The following is a 17,197-nucleotide window of genomic DNA, read 5'->3' as shown; positions in this document are numbered from 1 at the left end:
TCTGCAACTATATCTGGTCAAGAAATTAAACGTATGGGTGTTCAAAAATATGTCGGTCGAATTAAAGAATCGGGGCGGACAGTTCGCCGTCATAGCAGTTTTTATATTGGATTATATGGAGCTAACTGGGTCAATTTTATGGAAAATTCTTACGAACTGGTGGCGGAGTTAATGACATTAGCTCCTAATAAGCGAAAGTATTATCAACAAGGAGAAAGGGCTATGAGGCTTATTTTATCTGCATTCTAGCCCTTTTTGTCCCCCCGTAAGCTATTGAAGACTATCAAAAATATGACATCCCATTTAGAAGTTTCTCAATGTTCGCTGGGTGATTGGGAGAAGGCAATTCTGATGGGCTATGATGTCTGGCGACAGGTAGAGAAAAATCGGGGAGGAACGTTAGTTGTTGACCTTGATGCACGCTTGATAACCTATTTGTAAGAGTCTAGTCTGCGTTTAGCCTCTGTGGAAATAAAACATTCGCTTAACGATCCATTTATTAATTTTCAATTGGTGAAATTAATCCAAGCTGTCGATACATACTTACACGAAATAAGTGCAAAATTTCTAAAGCTCAAGTCCTATAGAGTAACAAAGCTTGTTATATCTATTAGGATAATAAATGAAATACAAATATAATCTTGGTTGTGCCTATGACTTCCGTATCGGCATTAACTTTACCCGATCACACCCAGTTACCAGACTCAGATGGTACATTCGTGAAAAACTGGCAAGAGCATCCCCAAAGTATCTTACTCACTGACTCGATTACACCTGTCTTAGAGGGACTTTATCCTGATAGTCAATATTGTATCGGACAAGATTTAGGCATCTACTGGCGATTGACAGATCCTCCAGAGAAGGGAGCTGAAGCACCCGATTGGTTTTATGTAGCCAATGTACCGCCTACTCTTGATGGTAAAACGCGGCGTTCTTATGTGCTGTGGAAGGAATATGTCGCACCCTTGATTGTAATTGAATTTGTCTCTGGAGATGGTTCAGAAGAACGAGATAACACACCGCCATCTCAAGGGGAAGGTGGAAATATTGGTAAATTTTGGGTTTATGAGCAGGCGATTCGAGTCCCTTATTATGGGATTTATGAAGTAGCAAAAGCGCAGGTGGAAGTTTATCACCTAATGGATAATACTTATCAACTAATGAAACCCAATGAACGAGGACATTATTCAATTGCTCCGATGGGGGTAGAGTTGGGAATCTGGCAAGGATTTTATCAGAATGCAGAGTTACCTTGGTTACGCTGGTGGGATGCACAAGGAAATTTACTGCTAACAGGTTATGAACGCATTGAAATCGAGCGACAAAGGGCTGAAACTGAGCGACAAAGGGCTGAAACTGAGCGACAGAAGCGCCTCTTGATTACAGAGAAGTTGCGATCGCTCTCTGTTGAACAACTCAACGCTTTGGGAATTGACCTACAAATGTTGGATTAGGATGCATTATTCCATATTCTGCGATAATAAGCTATATTGAAAAACGCTGTTAAAGGTTTATTCAGCATTCTGGGATAGAAGCACCACTACAATAAAAGTCAGATACACTCCTGGTTAAAGCCTATGACTTCCGTATCGGCATTAACTTTACCCGATCACACCCAGTTACCAGACTCAGATGGTACATTTGTGAAAAACTGGCAAGAGCATCCCCAAAGTATCTTACTTACTGACTCAATTACACCTGTCTTAGAGGGACTTCATCCTGATAGTCAATATTGTATCGGACAAGATTTAGGTATCTACTGGCGATTGACAGATCCTCCTGAGAAGGGAGCTGAAGCACCCGATTGGTTTTATGTAGCCAATGTCCCGCCTACTCTCGATGGTAAAACGCGGCGTTCTTATGTGCTGTGGAAGGAATATGTCGCACCCTTGATTGTGATTGAATTTGTCTCTGGAGATGGTTCAGAAGAAAGAGATAACACACCGCCATCTCAAGGGGAAGGTGGAAATATTGGTAAATTTTGGGTTTATGAGCAGGCGATTCGAGTCCCTTATTATGGGATTTATGAAGTAGCAAAAGCGCAGGTGGAAGTTTATCACCTAATGGATAATACTTATCAACTCATGAAACCCAATGAACGGGGACATTATTCAATTGCTCCGATGGGGGTAGAGTTAGGAATCTGGCAGGGATTTTATCAGAATGCAGAGTTACCTTGGTTACGCTGGTGGGATGCACAAGGAAATTTACTGCTAACAGGTGAGGAGCGGGCTGTGATTGAGCGACAGAAGCGGGAGAGAATTGTAGAGAAATTGCGATCGCTTTCTGTTGAACAACTCAACGCTTTGGGAATTGACCTAGAAATGTTGGATTAGGAAATATTATCATCTACTAATAATACATCTTCATATATTTCTGCGATCGCACAACGAAAATCAACGCTAGCTAAATGCACTTCTTCTCCTTTTTCATAAGGGTAAAGTACCCAGTGTCCTTCCTCATTGCGGCGGAAACATTCTACACTCATTTGCTGTGGTGAAATTAGCACATATTCTTGTAGTGATTCTAAGTGTCGGTAGCTGGCAAATTTCTTTCCTCTGTCAAAGCTTTCTGTGGACTCAGAAAGCACTTCGATAATTAAGGAAGGATAGCACTTAAAATATTCAAATTCTCTATCTCGTGCATCACAAGTCACCATCACATCAGGATAAAAATAGCGATTTATGACATCAATTTGTGCTTTCATGTCTAACATATAGACACGACAACCACTACCCCGGAGATGGTTTCGCAGCAGCATAGATACATTCATGCTAACTGTGACATGAGCATCACTTGCTCCTGCCATTGCGTAGACTTGTCCATCAATATACTCGTGTTTGATTTGACTTACTTTCTCGCCTTCTAGATATTCTTCTGGAGAAATATAATACTCACTTTTGCTAATAATCATCTTAGTGTCTTAGTAGTTTTATAAAACATTTTAACCTATGCAATAAATCATCCTAACGCCCAAGATTATTAACTCGCTTGGTAGATGATTTAATGAAAATTATTTATTTAAAATACGTAAAGTATAATTATGAGCTTTTATTTACAACTAGTCGGGTGATTGTAGGATGATCTTAGGAGAAGTTAGCGATCGCTCAAAGTCATTAGATATAAAAACCATTTAGTAAAATACTGAGCGTGTGTAATCTTCTAACTAGATTAATCTATTTTGGCAAAGATGCTTTCCATTTCTCTTAATAATCCACCACCCAAACTTTGCAGAGTTGAAAACTCCGCGTATCAGCCTTCACCTAGCAATTTTAGGTTGCTTAACTACTAGGGAAGGATTTGAATCAACTGATACTCTTTGACTGTACCGAGAATGCGGTGAGGTCGGGATAATTTAGGTGATTGTTCTGTATATATCCAAGCATAGCCAAAAGCTGGTACTTGGGAAATTGAAGCTAGTGGTTGGTCGTCAATAGAAATATAAAAATTAAGCAGTACTTGGATTTTACCGTCTGTTTGCACAAAGTAGATAGGATGAGTTTGGAGAATTGAGGCGATCGCACTTTGTTGTAAAAAAACTCTCAAAACAGGGTTATAGTCACTTAATAGCCCGATGCTACCCATCGCCGCCAACGCTAGCCAACAGGGAATTAACCAACCTGCAATCCAGTAACGAGCAGTGAGAAACTTTTTCCCAAAGTGGTAACGACCAATCCATACCACAGGCAAAATTAACCAACCCAACCCCATAGCCAAGCCAATAATTGCATACTTCCGGATGTCAGAACCACCCCAACCAAAAACAATAATACTAGCTATTACAAGTAAAACACCTAACCCACCAAAGCCATAACTGAGGTTTCGGCAAAGATTCTTCCTTGCGAAAAGGTTTAATACATTTATTTTATCTTTTTGAATAGGTAATTGTTGGGGAATTCCTATTTGATAAATATTTCCTAGCCAGTTTAAACCCACAGACGCAAATAAAGCTATGAACGGATAAAGGCAAAGACTATAGTGAGATAAACGAGTGGTAAAAAGACTAAGTTCACAAAATAAGATAAGTGGAAAACCAACTAATATTAACTGATAGCGAACAATGGGATGACGGAGAATCAAAACTAAACCTAAAATCCCAAAAAAAGCCCAAGGAAATGCTTTTAAAGGGATATTCCATACATAAAATAGCGGACCACTATTATAATGATCATCAGAACCTAGAAGCACAACAAACTTAAACAACTCCTCAAAACTCTGATTTCCGTAGTGCAGCCAGCTAAACCATAGCCAAAGAAAGGTAGGTATTAAACCTACGAAAAAGCCGGAATACAAAATTGGGTTAGTAAGATGATGATGACGGCGATGCTCCCAAATTAAGTAAGGCAATAAAGCTATAATTGGCAAAAAAATCATAAAGCTTCTGACTAAGAAACCTAAACCTAAACTTAAGCCAGCAATAAAACTCCAAAAATAGTGATATTTAGGATGTAATTCAGTTTTTATTAAAGACAAAATAGCTAAAAGTACTAAGAAAACTACAGGCACATCAGGGGTACTTAATCGACAGTATTGCAGCCAGAGAAATTCTACACTTAAAATTGCAGCAGCTAGCAAAGCTAATTTTTTGTCTAACAGAATTTTGCCGATTTCATACACAAGCCATAGGCTTAAAATGCCAGCAATCATGCTAGGAAGACGCGCACTAATATCATTGATCCCAAAAAGTTTGTAGAAACTAGCAATTAACCAATATGGGCCAGGGGTTTTATGATGTGCCCTTTCCCAAGGAGCTATCCAGTTACCAGAATCAAACATCAGGCGGGCTCGCGAAGCATAAAGCGCTTCATCATGTGCCATCAAGCTATTGTGACCAGAAGTAAATAATAGTAAGGGTAGTATCCAAACTAACAAACTAAAATAGGGTAATGATCCTACTAGGCGGATTTGTCGCCAAATATGCTGCAAAAAGTGTAGTTTATATAACATTGAGTTGATCAAATTGAATGCTGCTATTTAGACTCGTTTATGTGTCTTGATGTTATTAAAATATGTTACATAGTGATTATTGAAAAATACCTGAAATTGCAGCATTTTCGGAAAAGTTCTTCAAAAAAGAGATTTATGCAGTTAAAACCGAATCAACGCCTGAAATTAGACGACACAGACGATAAGCTATTTTATGCTTATCCCCGCTTCGTCACCCATGTCGATGAAGGATTTATTCAACAGTTAACGAATTTATATTGCGATCGCCTCAAACCCAACACGCGCATCCTTGATATGATGAGCAGCTGGGTGTCTCATCTGCCAGGAGAGATGCACTTTTCCCATGTGGAAGGACACGGACTCAACGCCCAGGAGCTTGCACGTAATCCCAGCTTAAATCATTACTTTGTGCAAAATCTCAACGAAAATCCCCAGCTACCCTTACCAGATGAAGATTTTGATGCTGTTCTCAACTGCGTATCTGTGCAGTATGTGCAATATCCAGAGGCAGTATTTTCTGAAATTCATCGCATCCTCAAACCTGGTGGTGTAGCAATTTTCAGCTTTTCTAACCGGATGTTTTTTGAAAAGGCGATTCAGGCTTGGCGCGAGGCTTCAGAAGCACATCGAGTGGAATTAGTCAAAAGCTACTTCAACTCAGTACCAGGATTTACTACCCCAGAAGTCATAGCTAATAAATCAACGTTACCGACTTTCTTCCAGTGGTTGGGTGCCTCTGGAGGAGACCCGTTCTATGCTGTTATAGCTTATCGAAGTTAATTAAAATACTCAGTAGTCAGTAGTTTAAAGCTACTGACCATTAATAAATTCAAACAAATATCTCAGAGAACAAGAAATAAGTATCAAAAAGTAAATTTCCAGGTTAAAACCGATAGCAGCGTACATAATTGCCTCAAAGGTCAAGTATAAGGAGAAGCCAAAAATGATTTTACACCGTGAGCGTAGAGTTTTAGCTGCTTTGTTGCTATCAGTATTACTACTAACGACAGCCTGTGCTCCGAAAGCACCCGGACGTTTTGACCAGGCGCAAAAAGAAAGCACTCAACAAAAAAGCGGTCAAGCAGTTACAAAGAAAGCAACTCAAGGTAGCGAATTTAACAAAGTTTTCCCTAGTGCTAGTGGTGGCTACCAGCGTGTTTATACTCAAGAGAAAAAAGGCTTTGCCGAAGCGAAGTTGAAAAAAGACGGTAAAGATGTAGCTATGCTATCTATTTCGGATACCACCAGCACACCTGATGCAGCAGCAAAGTTTTCCAAGAGTACCAAAAAAATTGGTGGTTATCCCGCAGTAGAACAAGGTAAGACGCAAACTGCAATTTTGGTAGGTAAGTACCAAGTAAAAGTACTTTCCCGCATTTCTTCATTTACCGCAAGCGATCGCGCAGATTGGATCGAGAAATTTAATCTTAATGCTCTGGCCAAACTAAAATAAGCCGCATTTTGGAAATTAAAGATAAGAAACTCTAATCAGGAGATTTTTGTGAGCAAATCGATTTTTGAGTTGGTTGATCAATTACCAACTAGCGGCTTGACTATTTCTTTGTTAAATTCCCTCGATTTTGTCGCTCCTGGCCAGTGGCAAAATACCGTTGGCTTTGTCAACACCATTAAGGCCGTCACTGGCGAAACCGACGAAGATTTAATTCAGCAAATTGGCGAACGAGCAATTTATCTATTCAACGACAAATCCCAAGGATACCAAACAGCTTTGTGGCTGTATCAAACCGTTGATGGTACAGATAAGGCTCTTGGTGCAGCCGCCTTAGCTAACAAAGTTGGCGAGAAAATTCCTCTGTTGGGTTTTTTAAACTCTGTCACTCCCAAACCTGACAAAGCCCAAACCATCGATCTAACATTGAAATTAGTCGCTGAATTGGTAGCCTTCTGCCAAATTAACGGCATTCCTGGGGATAGTATCGGTGATTTTGTCGCCTCTTTAGGTGAGTATAGTGGTGAGTCGCTCATCCGCATGGTGGCATTAGTTTGTGTTGACGGTTTAATACCTCTAGGGCCAGACTTTATCAGCAAAGCGATATCTGGGCTTAATCAAACAAATCCACAGGAGTTAGAAAAAAACTCGACTTTCCAAAACATCAAAGATGCGATTCCAGGAAACAATTCTGCTGGTAAACTCAACTTTATCGGCGAAAGCTTTGACTCAGTTAAAGGTTGGATGAGTGGTCTAGTCGCTACAAATAATTTAACGCCACAAAAAGTTGCCCACAACTTGCAAGGTTTTGTTGAAATTGCAGATGACAAATTAGACTACCTAGCGGCGTTCCTGGATGTAGCAACGAATTATTATGAACACACAGGCACGCAAACTTTGGCACGTCGCTTGATTGAACGGGCGGTGGCTGAGATTTAGATTGATGAGTAATTAGAAATAGCTTTTATCTAATTACTAATTGCCAGGATGCTAGCCTAAAATCCCCAAAGTTCACCCCTCAAAACCCCAAGAGTTTTGAGGGGTGAACGTCTTTTAAGCCGAGGGATGGCGGCAACTGTTAGCAGTGTAACCAATACGGTTTGGTTAAGGTGCATAGTCCTTAAAGATCCCCCTTAATCCCCCTTAAAAAGGGGGAAATAGAGCCATTCTGAGCAAGCTTTTTTAAGGGGGGTTGGGGAATCAAATCTTATCCGAACCGTATCAATGATGTAACAATTAATACTATTTTACTTTGATGTAAAAATTGCTTGTGAAATAAGTTTTACAGAAACTTTATCATCATTCCTATTAAGTAGAAACAGACATTGGGAAGCATAATATATAACCTGATCAGGGTTGGGTTCCATAAAAGCTAATTCTACTAGATTGTCAATCAAAAATACTCTCTTGTCAGGATAGCTCGGAACTAATTTGCCAACTATCGAACAGAATTGATGAAGCTCAATCACAAGCTCTACCTGTACTCGTTCCTAGCTAATTTCGGCTGGTTCAAGAAAAGCTACACCTCTAAAATCATGTTGGTGGCATTTTTGGGCACTCATGTACCACTTCTGACCTTACTTTTCAGTTTCATCATCTCAAACTCCTATTCCTTTGAGATGGCAGCGCGAGTTATGAGCATTGCTTTGTTGGCTACGTTAGCGGGTACGGCCGCCACTCTCTACGCCTTAAACCACCTCCTCAAACCGGTTATATTGACATCTGCTGCCTTGCAAAACTATAAAGTTTATTCCCATTGCAGAAGCCAATGGTTTGATCGTACCAATTGGTGAATGGGTCTTGCGAACTGCTTGTGCCCAAAACCGGGCTTGGCAGCTTGCTGGATTTACCCCAATTCGGATATCTGTGAATCTGTCAGCTCGACAGTTTGAACAATCGAATCTGGTTGAGGTCGTTAGCCAAATTCTTGAGGAGACTGGACTCAAAGCATCTTACCTGGAACTGGAAGTGACGGAAAGCTTCTTGATGGCTGACATTGAGCGATCAGTTAAAACCTTAAAACAATTACGAGAACTGGGTATATGCTTGGCTCTAGATGACTTCGGTACTGGTTATTCCTCCCTGAATTACTTGAAGCGCTTTCCTGTGGACATGCTCAAGATTGATCGGTCATTTGTGCAGGATGTCATGTCCAATCCTGATAGCGCCGCCATTACCGATGCGATTATTGCCTTGGCAAAGAGCCTGCGGTTGAACATCACGGCAGAGGGCGTGGAAACCCAAGAACAGCTTGACTACCTGCGAATGCGTGGATGTGATGAAGCTCAGGGTTTCTACTTTAGTCGTCCTGTCCCCGCCGATATAATTGCCCCGATGTTGCAGAAAAGTTCTCAGCAAATGGAGATAATTGCAGCATAGATGGATGTCTGTTTTTACCTTCCTTAAGGTAAACGCAAATCTGCTGCGATCGCATATAAGTAAGGTTGAAAAATAGCCAAGTTTTCCAGTTTCTCAAACTTACCTGTTTGCGAATCTGGGTCAAAGGCTGTGGTAATTACGTAAAGTTTAGTGCCATCAAAGGCAACATGACCGATATGTTGCTCTTGTACTCCACCTTGTTGCTTGAGTCCGGCGAACCCATAGCGCATTCCCTGAAGCTTTCCAACGGGTACTGCTTGCGCCGGGTAGGCTGAGAAAGTAATCTCTTTTCCATATCCACCCTGACGGTCTTTCACAAAAGCAGCGTAGTTGTCTGCAACCCAAGCCTTGAGTGCTGTCAATACCTGAGTTTGGTACTTGGAACTTTGGTAGTCCACCTTGTTCCCTGGTGGAATCCCAGCTGCTAGGAGTTTCTTTTGGAAATCCTGATTGTTTGCTAGTGGGTAAACATTAATCTCAACTGTACCCAAAAGTTCCCCTTTGGAAGAGACACACAACAAGGGTGCATTTCCTTCACAAGCAGCAACTTGCCAGTTAGTTGGAGCAGTGGCGTTTCCCAGGATTTTCTGCCAGATATTTCCCTTACCAGGGTTGGGAAGTTTCGCGACAGTAGGGGGTTTTATCGGTTTGGTTGGAGAAAATTGAGGGAGAACAAATTTTACTCCCAACGGGATTAACACCAACAAAATAGCACCTAGTAATAAATGATATAGTCGTAACATTTTCTTGAAAATCTAGAGCTAAATTTAGAAATATTCATGCCCAAATCTCCCAGGTTTTAGCTGGACTCGAACTGCGCTAAAATCCTTTCTGCTTCCTTACAAAGCACTTCGTGATATTCACCGTTACTAGCTAGTAAACCTCCCCACTGATTGATATCGCCAGTATTGTACTGCAACGGAGTGCCGTCAAAGTGGGTAAATTTACCACCAGCTTCTGTTAAAATCAGTTCTGGGGCTGCTATATCCCAGTCTTTTGGCGCAGACTTGCCAGAAAGGGAAATGTAGATCTCCGCCTGTTGCTCGACAATTGTGGCAATTTTACAGCCTACACTACCCACACCTTTTTGATTTTGACAGGGTAGGTGTTGTAGTAGGTAATCTAACCGTTGGTTGCGGTGAGACCGACTAACGACTAAGGTTAAATCTTCAACTCGTTTACCTGATGATACTTGTATAGGAATAGAACGATCGCGGGTTTCTACAAACGCGCCCCCGCCTTGTATAGCGTAATACAGTTTTTCTGCCTCTGGTACTGCCACAACTGCTAACACCGGGCGTCTTTCCTTTACTAAAGCAATATGAACCGCATAGTCCCCAGTTTTTTCGATAAAGTCTCGTGTGCCATCCAAAGGATCAATGATCCATACCCAAGGCGTGGACGGCTCTGGTATATTACTCACCGATTGATAAGTTTCTTCACTGATGTAAGTAAAATCTTCATTACCTAAAGTTGCTTGCAACTTCTGCAAAATGTATTGACTCACAGCTACATCTGCAACGGTGACAGGCTCATTTTGTTTATATTGTACTTCTAGATTAGAGTCTTTTGCAGTCCCGTGGTAATACGATCGCAGTATATCTGCTGCTCCCCAACCTACCTCACGAGCGATCGCTAATATTTCTTGTAAGTCTTTCATTAATTTAGCCTGATCTAAAAATATGTATAGGGACGCACAGCGATGTTTACTTGGTTTAACTAATTACGAATTACGAATTATTTTAAATCCATCCAGCACCTAGTGCCAAAAAATTTACAGGAATCAGCAGCAATATTAGCTGCTAATGCCAGTGCATCAGTAAAACTTTCTCTTAAAATGTAATGACAGAAAGCACCGTGGAAAATATCTCCAGATCCTAACGTATCAACCGCTTGAATCTGTGGCACATCTACGATACCAGTTTTAGTGCAACTCAAGTATTCAATTGGTTTTTGTCCGTGGGTAATGGCGATGTGAAGAATATCAAAGTCACTGAGGTAGGCAAAAACTTCTTCTCCAATGTGGCAGTTTGGGGGATAAAAATTAGCCGAACAGATGGCGTAATCCACAAACGGCAGAATTTTCTCAAATCCAGGTTTCCAACTACCACCATCGATAACCACTGGGATATTCTTGGCTTTAGCCATTTGGGCTATAGAACAACCAACCGCCATCTGATGTCCATCAATCAATACTATATTGACATTTTGCAAAATATCTGGGGGTATAGATGCGCTGCTGGCTTGAGTTTTGACAGCATTGATGGAAACCACCGCTCGTTCACCTGTGGCTTGGGTGACAATGATCGAAGAGACAGGTGGTGCTAAATCAGTGGTAGGCTCAAGGTCTGCGATCGCATTCAAGATGTTTGTTCAAATAGTTAGCCCCCAGATATGGAGTCTGAAGGCTTCTAAAAGCTACTTAATTTTAAATGGAGGAAAATGAATCACATCACTTTTGTTCGTCATCTGTACTGGCTTCCAGCAAAGCTTTTTGTTTTTCTGCACGTTCTCGCGATCGCTGATTAGTGCCATAAATAAAGGCAGTAATTATTGAGACAATAGGAGCGCCAGCGATTGCGCTTCCAGCCAAGTCATGACCTTGTTCAATTAAAGACCAGCCTGCTCCAATAGCAACAACAGAAATTATAAAAGCAAAAATCAGACCAACCCATGAACGCTTACTATCACCACCAATCACAGTCTTTTCCATCTCCATGCGATGCTGTGATTGCTTTTTGGCCATATCGAATATTTCACTAGCAAGACCAGGCTTAACTAGGTCGTATGCTTTAAGGATTTCAGGTGGAGGAAGAGGACCAGAAGACTTTGTTGAAATTACTGCTGTTTGCAGACCTATGAACATTTTTTCTAGGTCACTTTTTTTAGCCAGATTTTTGTCCAGCTTTTCACTAGGAGTCTCATTAATGTCTTCATTATCCATCACACCACATCATCCTTTATCTAAATCTGGGCTTCTGCTAAAGCTTCACGCGCTTGGGCAATAAGCGTATCGTTGATTTGATATTCTACTTCCTTGTACTCGGCCATTGCCTTGTTAAGATCGTGTCCTACAACTAGCCAGTCAGACAGCAGTGCTAAATAGTCTGCCTGCTCGCTAGTTAATGACGTGTTGTACTGCTCTAAAGTGTTACCAACATCAATTATTCTGGCAACACCCTCGATTAAGGATGGTCGTGCGTATAAATAGCTTGACAATATATCCATAACAACCCATGATAATTACCCTCCGAGGGTATATCCCTCCAAACCCAATATACATCAATCAAAAGCACAGACTGTAAAACCAATGCCAGCTTAACCAAATCTTTTTTGGATTTTGGACTTCGGCTACGCTCAGTCGAACGATTTTGGATTTTGGATTATTCATTTATTATATTTGAGTTGTGAAAACTATCGAACCGCCAGACGCGACTCGAAAATACTCGCTATCGCTTTTAGCGTCTCGTTAGAGAAGAGCGCCAACGCGCAGCGTCTCGCAAGAGAAGAAAAGAAACAGAGAATTTTATAAATTATTTAGGACTGCTATAGGTGCATAAATTATTTAACTCCTAACCCTAGCCCTGTCAAGATGATATGTAGCTTGAATTTTATATTCGTTCAACCAAAATCTTCACTTGTTCTTTTAGAATTTTGAAAATTCCGAGTTTAAAGGTGCAACTTCCGAGTTCAGAGGCTCAACTTCCGAGTTCAGAGGTACAACTTCCGAGTTCAGAGGTACAACTTCCGAGTTCAGAGGTACAACTTCCGAGTTCAGAGGCTCAACTTCCGAGTTCAGAGGTACAACTTCCGAGTTCAGAGGCTCAACTTCCGAGTTCAGAGGTGCAACTTCCGAGTTCAGAGGTACAACTTCCGAGTTCAGAGGCTCAACTTCCGAGTTCAGAGGTGCAACTTCCGAGTTCAGAGGTACAACTTCCGAGTTCAGAGTTAGTAATGAACATAAAACTCACCTTGACAGCGCTACTCCAAACTCCTAACTCCTAACTCCTAACTCCCCACTCCCCACTCCTAACTCTCCCTCATGCAAACCGATCCAAAACCAGGAACACTTTACGTCGTCGGCACACCAATTGGCAATCTGGAAGATATGACCTTTCGGGCGGTGCGAATTTTACAAACGGTGGATATCATTGCTGCGGAAGACACCCGTCACACAGGGAAACTCCTACAACATTTTCAAGTTAAGACACCCCAGGTGAGTTACCACGAACACAATCGTACCAGTCGTATCCCAGAATTATTAGAGCATTTAGGTAATGGTAAAGCGATCGCTCTTGTGAGTGATGCTGGAATGCCAGGAATTTCTGATCCTGGATATGAACTAGTGAAAGCCTGTATTGATGCGGGAATTCCAGTAGTTCCTATTCCTGGTGCTAGTGCAGCAATTACCGCCTTGAGTGCAGCTGGACTACCAACAGAGCGGTTTGTTTTTGAAGGCTTTCTCCCGGCGAAAAGTCAACAGAGACAAAAACATTTAGAATCTCTGCAAACAGAATCTCGCACATTAATATTTTATGAATCGCCCCACCGTTTAAGAGAAACTTTGCAAGACTTAGCAGAAGTTTGGGGAAGCGATCGCCAAATTGTGCTAGGACGGGAGTTAACAAAATTGTATGAGGAATTTTGGCGGGGAACAATTGCCGAGGCGATCGCTCATTACAGCCAACGTGAACCCCAAGGTGAATATACATTAGTAGTGGCGGGAATTCAACTTAGTCAGCCCCAACTGACACAAGAGGAATTGAAAGCAGAATTGAAACAATTAATTAGTCAGGGAATATCGCGATCGCAAGCTAGTCGTCAATTAGCAAAAGTTACTTCCCTTCCCCGTCGTCAACTCTATCAACTAGCTCTTTCTTTAGTTCTAGACTCTGATTGTAATATTTAAAAGCATAATATAATATATGCAAAATAGTCCCATTATAAATAAAGCGATCGCGCTTTAATTGCCAGATATTACATGAAAAGCTTAGTTCGTTTTTCCTTTTGGAAACAAGTTATTCTTGCTCTTGTCTTTTACGCTATTTGCAGTAGTATAGGTATCCTCATTTCACCGGATGGAATTGCAAAATTAGCAGTACAAGAGGGAAGAGAGTTTCAGTACTGGGATGCGATTCATTATGTCAATCTAGGTTTGCATCCTCATTGTCAAGCCTTCTACCCACTCTGGTCACAAGTAATTCGTTTGTTTGCTCCACAGAGTTCAGTCGTTGGGCTTCGGTATGCTTTTATCTTCTCTAATATCCTCTTTGTCTTGTCACTACCTATCGTATTATTTGTCTTACGAAAAGTCATTAAGTCAGAAAGTTTGAGTTTTATCACTCTGATACTTTATGTTATTAATCCTAATTCTATTTTCCATAGTATTGGCTACACTGAGAGCTTGTTTTCGCTCTGGGCAATCATTAGTGTGGTAGCTCTTTTATTTTCAACTTCTGTATTTTGGAATATTATCTTAGCGGTGTCCGTGATTCTGATGTCTGTATCTCGACCGAGTTTAGTGCAACTTATCTTTGCTGCATTTAGTGCGATCGTTTGCGTCTTTTTAGGAAGTAAATTAGGGTCTGAAACCCATTCCAAAACTAGGGAGTGGAAAAAATATACTATCCCCACTGCACTGATTGCTATATGCGCTATGGCAGGTTATTCGATCTACGGCATCTATTGTTTATTATCAACAGGCAACTTTTTGGCTCCCTTTCAAGCTCAGGTAGAGTGGGGAAGAACTCTTCAATTACGACCGTTGTTTCTGTTGTTTCCCAGGTCGCTGTTAAATGACTTACACGGTCTATACTTTCCATTTATTCTGTTGTCCCTAGTGGTTGTCCTCATTTACTTTCATAACAAACACAAGGAGATTTCACTGTATGTACCCAAACATCCTCTACTATCAATAACCCTTTTTTATCCTCCTATAGCGATTTTGATCTATTCCATCCGTTCTTGGCAGTTAGAAAAAGCGGGTAAACTTACTCCTCGATATGTAACTCCAACCATTGCCCAACTCCAAACAAATTATGTGTTCTTTTTTTGCTTATCCATTTGTATAGCTAATGCAGCAATTGGATTTCTAGCAGCTTCCGATTATCTCTATAGTCTGGCACGATTTGTCTTTGCAACGCCCTTCTTTTTTATTGCTTTCGGTATGGTGGCAGACCATCTCGATAGTCCAAAGACACGAGAATTTCTTTATGGATGTCTCCTAGTTTCTGGCTTAGGGCTAGTCGAACAGTGGTATCGTTGGGGCAACAACCGTTGGGTAGGATAATTTGGATAGAGGACGTTTTTATTCACTGAACATAGGCGTTTTGCTATTTTTACGTTTCCTATATTTTTATTAGGATTACTTATTTCTAGAAAAAACTCACGAGAATATGTATTAGATATCTGGTTAATATCAGTAATATTAACTTGGATTTTATGTTGTAGACTAACATCAAGCTGGATTCCCTAATTTTGTTCTGTAATATGAAGTCAATCCTTCATCTATGGAAAGCTCTAATTTCTTAGCCATTAACTGGATGCTAGGCTCTTTGAAAATACTAAGGTGATCGCCAGGGATTTCATGTATCTCCAATTCTCCACCCGCCAACTTAGTCCAACCTAATTTAGGCTCATCTAGAAAACGCCTGTCACTAGCCATCAAAAGAGTTATACGGCCTAAGTAAACTTGCGGTATATACTTTGTTGCATACTCTTCTACAAGTTTGAAGTATGCCGCTCGGCCAACTAAATGTTGGAAGTTTTTAATTCTGAGAAATTTATTTTTCAGAGCTATATTACCATATTTTTGTGCCAAACGAGCCATGCCACCTTGTAGAAGGTAGGCAGGCCCAATTTTTAAAAATTGATTCCACTTGTACGATAGTCTATTTGCTATCGGTATTTTCTTCATTGCACCTGGTACATGAGAATCAAACAAAGCTAATAAAGCTATATGCTGTCCTTGTGAAGACAATTGCTGAGCCATTTCAAATGCGATAACTCCTCCAAAAGAATGACCTCCCAAAAGATAAGGACCTTCAGGTTGGAGAGTTCTTATTTCATTGATGTAGCGCGATGCTAGTTCCTCTATTCCATTGAACCTAACTGGCATTCCCTGTCCATCACGTGATATTAGCGCATAAACAGGTTGTTCTGAATCTAAATAAGGAATTAGAGACTGATATAAGTTAACACCTTGACAGAAAAATAAAGGTGGTTTAGAACCATTGGGTTTAATTGGTACTAAACAAGATAAAGACACCGAAAACTCTAATTGGCGAAGAATTATGGCTAGTTGCTCAATAGTCGGATTTTGATAAAGAATAGCCAAGGGAAGATTTTTTTTAAAGGCTTCCTGGACTTGTGCAAATAGGCGTATGGATAGCAGCGAGTCGCCTCCTAAATCAAAGAAGTTATCTCTGATGCCAATAGGCTCGATACCTAGCACTTTTTCCCAAATCTTTGCCAGTTGGAGTTCCGTCTCATTACTAGGAGCCGCAAAAGTTTCTTCTGCTTGTTGTCTGGTTTGAGCCGATTCGGGTAGAGAACGGCGGTCTATCTTGCCGTTAGGAGTCATTGGTAGAGCTTTCAATATGACAAAAGCTGAAGGCATCATGTACGCAGGTAGTTTTTGCTCTAAGAAACGACGCAGCTGCTCAACTTTAGCTGTCTGTTCCTGGTTCAGAGTCAGATAAGCCACGAGGCGTTTTTCACCAGAAACTTCTTCCCTCACGATGACAACAGTCTCTTTCACAGAGGGGTGTTGCCTGAGTACAATTTCAATTTCTGCCAATTCGATCCGGAAGCCGCGTATCTTCACCTGGTGGTCAATTCGACCAAGGAACTCGATATTACCATCACTCAAGTAACGTGCTAAGTCGCCAGTTTTGTAAAGGCGTGCCTCTCTTTGAGAGCTAAAGGGGTCGAAAATGAACTTCTCTGTCGTCAGTTCTGGACGGTTAAGATAGCCTCGCGCTAAACCAATACCACCAATGTGCAGTTCACCTGATTCACCAACAGCCACAGGCTGCAAATTTTCATTGAGGATGTAAATCTGTGTATTGGTAATCTTACGGGGGGACAAAAAGGGCTAGAATGCAGATAAAATAAGCCTCATAGCCCTTTCTCCTTGTTGATAATACTTTCGCTTATTAGGAGCTAATGTCATTAACTCCGCCACCAGTTCGTAAGAATTTTCCATAAAATTGACCCAGTTAGCTCCATATAATCCAATATAAAAACTGCTATGACGGCGAACTGTCCGCCCCGATTCTTTAATTCGACCGACATATTTTTGAACACCCATACGTTTAATTTCTTGACCAGATATAGTTGCAGATGTATAGGCAAGCGAGATTAATAAAATTAGAGAAATTAACCGTTTTCCTGATGCCTTAGTATCTTCTAAGTTATAAC

General features: G+C 40.9%; 17 protein-coding genes and 4 pseudogenes. 12 read left to right on the top strand and 9 right to left on the bottom strand.

Annotated elements, in window-relative coordinates; all coding sequences use genetic code 11:
• The 4 genes and pseudogenes from F8S12_RS18815 to F8S12_RS18800 all read left to right on the top strand — a co-directional run.
• A pseudogene (locus F8S12_RS18815) lies at positions 1-249 on the top strand (IS4 family transposase); the annotation flags it as partial.
• Between the two features lie 6 nt (positions 250-255).
• Positions 256-441: a hypothetical protein gene (locus tag F8S12_RS18810; protein ID WP_331001408.1), complete on the top strand. Its 186-nt coding sequence runs from the start codon at positions 256-258 to the stop codon at positions 439-441.
• Between the two features lie 212 nt (positions 442-653).
• On the top strand, positions 654-1,454 hold the full coding sequence (locus F8S12_RS18805) for a Uma2 family endonuclease (protein WP_196517652.1): 801 nt from the start codon (positions 654-656) through the stop codon (positions 1,452-1,454).
• Positions 1,455-1,577: 123 nt separating this feature from the next.
• On the top strand, positions 1,578-2,336 hold the full coding sequence (locus F8S12_RS18800) for a Uma2 family endonuclease (protein WP_196517651.1): 759 nt from the start codon (positions 1,578-1,580) through the stop codon (positions 2,334-2,336).
• Here F8S12_RS18800 and F8S12_RS18795 read toward each other — a convergent pair.
• Together F8S12_RS18795 and F8S12_RS18790 are read right to left on the bottom strand one after the other, a co-directional pair.
• Positions 2,333-2,914 carry a Uma2 family endonuclease gene (locus F8S12_RS18795; RefSeq protein WP_196517650.1) on the bottom strand — a complete coding sequence of 194 codons (582 nt, stop codon included), beginning with the start codon at positions 2,912-2,914 and terminating at the stop codon, positions 2,333-2,335. The genes F8S12_RS18800 and F8S12_RS18795 overlap by 4 nt on opposite strands.
• Positions 2,915-3,288: 374 nt before the next feature.
• A complete protein-coding gene (locus F8S12_RS18790; RefSeq protein ID WP_196517649.1) occupies positions 3,289-4,947 on the bottom strand; it encodes an ArnT family glycosyltransferase in 1,659 nt (552 codons plus the stop codon).
• 135 nt (positions 4,948-5,082) lie between these two features.
• Here F8S12_RS18790 and F8S12_RS18785 point away from each other — a divergent pair, with 135 nt between their 5' ends.
• From F8S12_RS18785 to F8S12_RS18770, 5 genes and pseudogenes are all read left to right on the top strand, one after another.
• Positions 5,083-5,727, top strand: coding sequence for a class I SAM-dependent methyltransferase (locus tag F8S12_RS18785; protein WP_196517648.1), 645 nt, complete (start codon positions 5,083-5,085; stop codon positions 5,725-5,727).
• A 163-nt stretch (positions 5,728-5,890) separates the two neighbouring features.
• Positions 5,891-6,400 carry a hypothetical protein gene (locus F8S12_RS18780; RefSeq protein ID WP_196517647.1) on the top strand — a complete coding sequence of 170 codons (510 nt, stop codon included), beginning with the start codon at positions 5,891-5,893 and terminating at the stop codon, positions 6,398-6,400.
• 48 nt (positions 6,401-6,448) lie between these two features.
• Positions 6,449-7,336: a hypothetical protein gene (locus F8S12_RS18775; protein WP_196517646.1), complete on the top strand. Its 888-nt coding sequence runs from the start codon at positions 6,449-6,451 to the stop codon at positions 7,334-7,336.
• Positions 7,337-7,851: 515 nt separating this feature from the next.
• The gene (locus F8S12_RS42395; protein WP_442946811.1) at positions 7,852-8,190 is read left to right on the top strand and encodes a hypothetical protein; all 339 of its coding nucleotides are present in this window, start codon (positions 7,852-7,854) and stop codon (positions 8,188-8,190) included.
• A pseudogene (locus tag F8S12_RS18770) lies at positions 8,141-8,776 on the top strand (putative bifunctional diguanylate cyclase/phosphodiesterase); the annotation flags it as partial. The gene F8S12_RS42395 and the pseudogene F8S12_RS18770, both read left to right, overlap by 50 nt.
• Before the next feature lie 23 nt (positions 8,777-8,799).
• On the opposite strand, the gene F8S12_RS18765 reads toward F8S12_RS18770, so the two are convergent.
• The 5 genes and pseudogenes from F8S12_RS18765 to F8S12_RS18745 all read right to left on the bottom strand — a co-directional run bounded on the left by F8S12_RS18765 (position 8,800) and on the right by F8S12_RS18745 (position 12,004).
• Entirely contained in the window at positions 8,800-9,519 is a 720-nt protein-coding gene (locus F8S12_RS18765) for a hypothetical protein (protein ID WP_196517645.1), read from the bottom strand.
• A 56-nt stretch (positions 9,520-9,575) separates the two neighbouring features.
• Entirely contained in the window at positions 9,576-10,436 is an 861-nt protein-coding gene (locus F8S12_RS18760; RefSeq protein ID WP_196517644.1) for a 3'(2'),5'-bisphosphate nucleotidase CysQ family protein, read from the bottom strand.
• A gap of 77 nt (positions 10,437-10,513) precedes the next feature.
• Positions 10,514-11,134, bottom strand: a pseudogene (locus F8S12_RS18755) (PfkB family carbohydrate kinase); the annotation flags it as partial.
• Between the two features lie 94 nt (positions 11,135-11,228).
• Positions 11,229-11,720 (bottom strand): DUF2335 domain-containing protein, encoded by a 492-nt coding sequence (locus F8S12_RS18750; RefSeq protein WP_196517643.1) that lies wholly within the window; start codon positions 11,718-11,720, stop codon positions 11,229-11,231.
• Positions 11,721-11,740: 20 nt separating this feature from the next.
• Positions 11,741-12,004 (bottom strand): hypothetical protein, encoded by a 264-nt coding sequence (locus F8S12_RS18745; RefSeq protein ID WP_196517642.1) that lies wholly within the window; start codon positions 12,002-12,004, stop codon positions 11,741-11,743.
• Between the two features lie 447 nt (positions 12,005-12,451).
• Here F8S12_RS18745 and F8S12_RS18740 point away from each other — a divergent pair, with 447 nt between their 5' ends.
• The 3 genes from F8S12_RS18740 (at position 12,452) to F8S12_RS18730 (ending at position 15,065) form a co-directional block, all read left to right on the top strand.
• Positions 12,452-12,781 carry a hypothetical protein gene (locus tag F8S12_RS18740; protein ID WP_196517641.1) on the top strand — a complete coding sequence of 110 codons (330 nt, stop codon included), beginning with the start codon at positions 12,452-12,454 and terminating at the stop codon, positions 12,779-12,781.
• Between the two features lie 37 nt (positions 12,782-12,818).
• Positions 12,819-13,685 (top strand): 16S rRNA (cytidine(1402)-2'-O)-methyltransferase, encoded by an 867-nt coding sequence (rsmI, locus tag F8S12_RS18735; RefSeq protein ID WP_196517640.1) that lies wholly within the window; start codon positions 12,819-12,821, stop codon positions 13,683-13,685.
• A 72-nt stretch (positions 13,686-13,757) separates the two neighbouring features.
• The gene (locus F8S12_RS18730; protein WP_196517639.1) at positions 13,758-15,065 is read left to right on the top strand and encodes a mannosyltransferase family protein; all 1,308 of its coding nucleotides are present in this window, start codon (positions 13,758-13,760) and stop codon (positions 15,063-15,065) included.
• 168 nt (positions 15,066-15,233) lie between these two features.
• Here F8S12_RS18730 and F8S12_RS18725 read toward each other — a convergent pair whose 3' ends face one another.
• Together F8S12_RS18725 and F8S12_RS18720 are read right to left on the bottom strand one after the other, a co-directional pair.
• Positions 15,234-16,865, bottom strand: coding sequence for a thioesterase domain-containing protein (locus tag F8S12_RS18725; RefSeq protein WP_196517638.1), 1,632 nt, complete (start codon positions 16,863-16,865; stop codon positions 15,234-15,236).
• A gap of 6 nt (positions 16,866-16,871) precedes the next feature.
• A pseudogene (locus tag F8S12_RS18720) lies at positions 16,872-17,197 on the bottom strand (IS4 family transposase); the annotation flags it as partial.

It is taken from the genome of Nostoc sp. WHI (genome assembly GCF_015714725.1).
Lineage (GTDB): Bacteria > Cyanobacteriota > Cyanobacteriia > Cyanobacteriales > Nostocaceae > Nostoc.
Note: the sequence above shows the minus strand (reverse complement) of the source record. Positions and strands in the feature narration are given on the sequence as shown.

What these genes read in the sequence shown, in the direction of transcription:
- F8S12_RS18805 (WP_196517652.1), top strand. Translation starts at nt 654, where the DNA reads ATGACTTCCGTATCGGCATTAACTTTACCCGATCACACCCAGTTACCA.
- F8S12_RS18800 (WP_196517651.1), top strand. Translation starts at nt 1,578, where the DNA reads ATGACTTCCGTATCGGCATTAACTTTACCCGATCACACCCAGTTACCA.
- F8S12_RS18795 (WP_196517650.1), bottom strand. Translation starts at nt 2,914, where the DNA reads ATGATTATTAGCAAAAGTGAGTATTATATTTCTCCAGAAGAATATCTA.
- F8S12_RS18790 (WP_196517649.1), bottom strand. Translation starts at nt 4,947, where the DNA reads ATGTTATATAAACTACACTTTTTGCAGCATATTTGGCGACAAATCCGC.
- F8S12_RS18785 (WP_196517648.1), top strand. Translation starts at nt 5,083, where the DNA reads ATGCAGTTAAAACCGAATCAACGCCTGAAATTAGACGACACAGACGAT.
- F8S12_RS18780 (WP_196517647.1), top strand. Translation starts at nt 5,891, where the DNA reads ATGATTTTACACCGTGAGCGTAGAGTTTTAGCTGCTTTGTTGCTATCA.
- F8S12_RS42395 (WP_442946811.1), top strand. Translation starts at nt 7,852, where the DNA reads ATGAAGCTCAATCACAAGCTCTACCTGTACTCGTTCCTAGCTAATTTC.
- F8S12_RS18765 (WP_196517645.1), bottom strand. Translation starts at nt 9,519, where the DNA reads ATGTTACGACTATATCATTTATTACTAGGTGCTATTTTGTTGGTGTTA.
- F8S12_RS18760 (WP_196517644.1), bottom strand. Translation starts at nt 10,436, where the DNA reads ATGAAAGACTTACAAGAAATATTAGCGATCGCTCGTGAGGTAGGTTGG.
- F8S12_RS18750 (WP_196517643.1), bottom strand. Translation starts at nt 11,720, where the DNA reads ATGGATAATGAAGACATTAATGAGACTCCTAGTGAAAAGCTGGACAAA.
- F8S12_RS18745 (WP_196517642.1), bottom strand. Translation starts at nt 12,004, where the DNA reads ATGGATATATTGTCAAGCTATTTATACGCACGACCATCCTTAATCGAG.
- rsmI (WP_196517640.1), top strand. Translation starts at nt 12,819, where the DNA reads ATGCAAACCGATCCAAAACCAGGAACACTTTACGTCGTCGGCACACCA.
- F8S12_RS18730 (WP_196517639.1), top strand. Translation starts at nt 13,758, where the DNA reads ATGAAAAGCTTAGTTCGTTTTTCCTTTTGGAAACAAGTTATTCTTGCT.